Origin of the sequence: Rhodopseudomonas sp. AAP120 (assembly GCF_001295845.1) — a bacterium.
GTDB lineage: Bacteria > Pseudomonadota > Alphaproteobacteria > Rhizobiales > Xanthobacteraceae > Rhodopseudomonas.
Window position 1 is genome coordinate 1 of record NZ_LJIC01000097.1, and the last position, 3,392, is coordinate 3,392.

Here is a 3,392-nt window from a genome sequence, read left to right on the forward strand (position 1 = left end):
CGCCGCGGTGGGCGCGCCGCAAGGCGTTGCGCGATGGTCCGCAAAGCCATCGCGAAAACTCACCACCTTTGCGCCGACCGGCGCGCCCCCACCCCTCGCTGTGAAGCGACGGGTGCACAACTCGGGCTCCGCGGAGCCGCGAGAACGCAGAGCCATGGCTGTCTGATAATGTGGCTGTCTGATAATTGGCTGTTTGACAATCGAATCGGACGTCGTGACGAGGCAGCGCGCTCGCCACCTACACTCCCGTCATGCGCGGGCCCGACCCGCGCATCCATCGCGCGCGCCAGCGCGCCATGCATCGTATTTGCGAAGAGGATGGATTGCCGGGTCAAGCCCGGCAATGAATCAAACCGAGTCTCGGGCGCCATGCGGCGCGCTGCGCAGCGTCCGGGCACAAGCCGTCACCGCCTTGCCCGAAAAAACTCCCGCAGCAGCGCGGCGGCTTCGCGCTCGCCGACGCCGGAGTAGATCTCGGGAGCGTGGTGGCAGGTCGGTTGGCCAAAGAAGCGGACGCCGCTTTCGACCGCGCCGCCTTTCGGATCGAACGCGCCGAAATACAGGCGCCGGATGCGCGCGAAGGAGATCGCGCCGGCGCACATCGTGCACGGCTCCAGCGTGACGTAGAGGTCGCAGTCGGTCAGCCGCTCGCTGCCGAGCGTCGCCGCAGCAGCGCGGATCGCCAGCAGCTCGGCGTGGGCGGTCGGGTCGCGGTCGGTCAGGGTGCGGTTGGCGGCGCTGGCGATCACCGTGCCGGCGCGGACGATGACGCAGCCGACCGGGACTTCGCCGGCATCCGCGGCGGTCTGCGCCGCCTGCAGCGCCAAATCCATGAAAGAGTGCGTGGTCATGGCTCGTCTCGCCGGAAAAACTCTGCTAGGAGAGCCCATTCAGCAACAGTGGATACCGGTTTTGCGGGACCCCAGCGCCTTCGATGAGAGCGCGAGCGACCCTGGCGCGAGCCCGTTTCCTGCCTGAGCCCCATTGCCGATCCCGACGGATCCCTGAAGAAAGACCACTCATGCCCCGCGACACCGACAAAAACAACTCAGCGCGCGGCCGCCGCGATCGGCCCGGCGGCGGCAAGGCTGCGGGCGGCGGCAGGAGCGGCGGCGGCAAGGGCGGCTTCGGCGCGAAGGGAGCCGGTGGCAAGGGCCGTTCGGGCGCCGCGCGCGGTCCGGAGAAGAAATTCGCCAAGCGGGCCGCGGGCGGCGGCGATCGGCCGTATGCGAAGAAATCGTTCGACGGCGAGGCCAAGCGCTCGTTCGGCCCGCGCGAGGGCGGCGAGAAGCGCGCCTACACGCCGCGTCCGCCGCGCGACGATCGTGGCGGCGACCGCCCGTTCAAGCGCGACGATCGCGCGCCGCGCCGCGACTTCGCCGAGCGGCCGCGCCGAGATGACGGCGATGCGCCGCGTCCGCGCTTCAATCGTGATGAGCGTCCGGCCCGCGGGGGCGACCGCCCCGAGCGCGGCCCGCGCAAGGAGTTCGGCGACAAGCGCAGCTTCGGCTCCCGCGAGGGCGGCGAGAAGCGGGCCTACACGCCACGGCCGCCGCGCGATGATCGCGGCGGCGATCGCCCGTTCAAGCGCGACGACCGCGCGCCGCGCCGCGACCGCGACGACGCCCGCCCCGCCGGCCGTTTCGGCGAGAAGAAATTCGGCGACAAACCGTTCGGCGATCGCAAGCCGCGCGAGGGCGGCGACAAGCGGCCGTATCAGCGCCGCGAAGACGGCGACAAGCGTCCCTTCACGCCGCGCGATGGCGACAAGAAATTCGGCCGCGGCGCGCCGGATCGCGGGCCGCGCAAGAGTTTTGGCGATCGTCCGGAGCGCGGCGCCGATCGCGGCAACGACAAGCCCTGGCAGAAGCGCGACAGCGCTCCGGCGGCGCGCGGTGAACGCAGCGAGCGCGGTCGCGGCTTCGACAAGCCGCGATCCGATCGCCCGCGCTCCGAGCGCCCCCGCGAAGACCGCGGCGGCGAGCGGCCGCGGTTCGGGCGCGACGAGCGGCCCAAGTTTGAGCGGCGCGAGCGCGGCGGCGACTGGCACGAGCATCCGCGCAGCGAAGCGCGCTCGTTCGATCGTCCGCGCTCCGAAGGCCGGGGCTTCGACCGGCCGCGCCGCGACAATGAAGACGACAGCAAGGTGTTTGCCAAGCGCCCGGCGTTCGGCGGCCGCGGTGCCTATCGTGAGCGGCCGGCCGGCGAGCACGGCAAGTTCGACAAGAAGGCCGGTCGCGGCAAGCCCGACCGCCGCGACGCCAAGGCGTCCAACAAACCCGGCGATCGCATCGCCAAGGTGGTGGCCCGCGCCGGGATGTGCTCGCGGCGCGACGCCGAGGCGTGGATCACCGACGGCCGCGTCACCGTCAACGGCAAGGTGATCGACAGTCCGGCGCTCGACGTGCTGCCGTCCGACGTCATCACCATCGACGGCAAGCCGTTGCCGGAGCGCGAGCGCACCCGGCTGTTCCTGTATCACAAGCCGCGCGGCCTGATGACCACGCACGCCGATCCGGAAGGCCGGCCGACGGTGTTCGATCATCTGCCCGAGGATCTGCCGCGGCTGATCTCGATCGGCCGGCTCGATTTCAACACCGAGGGCCTGCTGCTGCTCACCAATGACGGCGGCCTCGCGCGCGCGCTCGAACTGCCCGAGACCGGCTGGCTGCGGCGCTACCGCGTCCGCGCCCATGGCGAGGTGACGCAGGCGCAGCTCGACGAGCTCAAGAACGGCATCGAAGTCGACGGCGTCAAATACGGCGAGATCGACGCCCGGCTGGAGCGCGACCAGGGCGCCAATGTCTGGCTGGTATTCGCGATCCGCGAAGGCAAGAACCGCGAAGTCCGCAACGTGCTGGCGCATCTCGGGCTCGAGGTGAACCGGCTGATCCGCGTCTCCTATGGCCCGTTCCAGCTGCTCGAACTCGGCGAGGGCGAGGTCGAGGAGGTGAAGACGCGGGTGCTGCGCGAACAGCTCGGGGAGAAGATCATCGAACTGGCCGGCTGTGATTTCGTCGGCCCGTCGCCGAGCGAGATCAAGCCGAAGCGGCCGGCCCGCGTGGTCGCGGCCGGCGAAGCGGCAGCGCCGGCGCCGAAGAAGAAGGCGGTCACCAAGCGCGGCGCGGTCGAGGATCGCAAGGGCCGCAGGATCAAGGTCGAGCGCACCAGCGCCGGCGAGCCCCGCGACCCGTCCCGCGGCCCCGCCCGCCGCTACCACGGCAAGCGCGACGCGGCGCCCCGCGAGGAGTAGTTGGGCAGTCGTTATGCAGATAAGACTTACAGCGCGGACAGCTGAACCTCTCCCCGCGTGCGGGGAGAGGTCGACGCGCATTTGCGCGGCGGGTGAGGGGGCCTCTCCACGCGGCCGAGCCGCTCTGACTTGCGGAGAC

Annotated in this window: 2 protein-coding genes; one reads left to right on the forward strand and one right to left on the reverse strand. The window is 70.9% G+C overall.

All coding sequences use genetic code 11. The annotated features are described in order from the left end of the window. Positions 1 to 404: 404 nt before the first annotated feature. A complete protein-coding gene (locus IP86_RS15995) occupies positions 405 to 851 on the reverse strand; it encodes a nucleoside deaminase (RefSeq protein ID WP_054163528.1) in 447 nt (148 codons plus the stop codon). Between the two features lie 170 nt (positions 852 to 1,021). On the opposite strand from IP86_RS15995, the gene IP86_RS16000 reads away from it, so the two are divergent. Further along, the gene (locus IP86_RS16000; protein ID WP_054163529.1) at positions 1,022 to 3,253 is read left to right on the forward strand and encodes a pseudouridine synthase; all 2,232 of its coding nucleotides are present in this window, start codon (positions 1,022 to 1,024) and stop codon (positions 3,251 to 3,253) included. The last annotated feature ends 139 nt before the right edge of the window (positions 3,254 to 3,392 follow it).

Bases quoted from the DNA above. Each gene is read 5' to 3' on its own strand.
- IP86_RS15995 (WP_054163528.1), bottom strand. From the start codon at position 851: ATGACCACGCACTCTTTCATGGATTTGGCGCTGCAGGCGGCGCAGACC.
- IP86_RS16000 (WP_054163529.1), top strand. From the start codon at position 1,022: ATGCCCCGCGACACCGACAAAAACAACTCAGCGCGCGGCCGCCGCGAT.